At 62.8% G+C, this 554-nt stretch carries 1 protein-coding gene; it reads right to left on the bottom strand.

The genetic code is table 11. The features are described from left to right. A partial coding sequence (locus tag EN939_RS37235) for a glutathione S-transferase N-terminal domain-containing protein (RefSeq protein WP_164751651.1) occupies positions 1 to 283 on the bottom strand: 283 nt, incomplete at its 3' end. Positions 284 to 554: the final 271 nt, after the last annotated feature.

Below are 554 nucleotides of genomic sequence, written 5' to 3'. Positions count from 1 at the left end.
CGCGGGCATCGCGATCGCCGGGCAGCAGGCCCGCGTGCTGCTCGGCAAGGTGAAGGATGATCGAGCCGGTCTCGAACAGTGAGAGAGAACCCTCCTCGTAGGTGGGGATCTGGCCGAAGGGATGGAGGGCCAGATGGTCCGGCGCCTTCATCTGCGCGAAGGAAACAAACCGAACCTCATAAGGCAGCCCTACCTCTTCGAGCGCCCAGCGAACGCGCGTATCGCGCGCCAGTCCCTTGCCGCGATCGGGCGATCGCTCAAATGCCGTGATGGTGATTGTCATCGCATCGTTCCTGATTGGGCGAATTCTTCGGCTCCCTATCGTGAAGACGAATGGGCCTCCCGGAAATCGACATCGGTGTGAACTATTTTCCGCAATTCGTGCCTGGCTTGTCGACCCCGACATTGCCGAAAAAGGCAAAGGCAGGGCCTAATCCGCCGCTGCCGCCGTAACCTTCTTGGACGCGGCCCGCTGTCGCCGCATGCGCCGTTTGGCGACGAGCTTGAGAGCGACCGGCGGCTCGTTTGAGAGCGCGCCCAGCACGGCGTCGACC

This window comes from Mesorhizobium sp. M7A.F.Ca.CA.002.05.1.1 (assembly GCF_003998335.1).
Taxonomy (GTDB): domain Bacteria; phylum Pseudomonadota; class Alphaproteobacteria; order Rhizobiales; family Rhizobiaceae; genus Mesorhizobium.
This window is presented reverse-complemented; position numbering and strand designations above follow the sequence as displayed.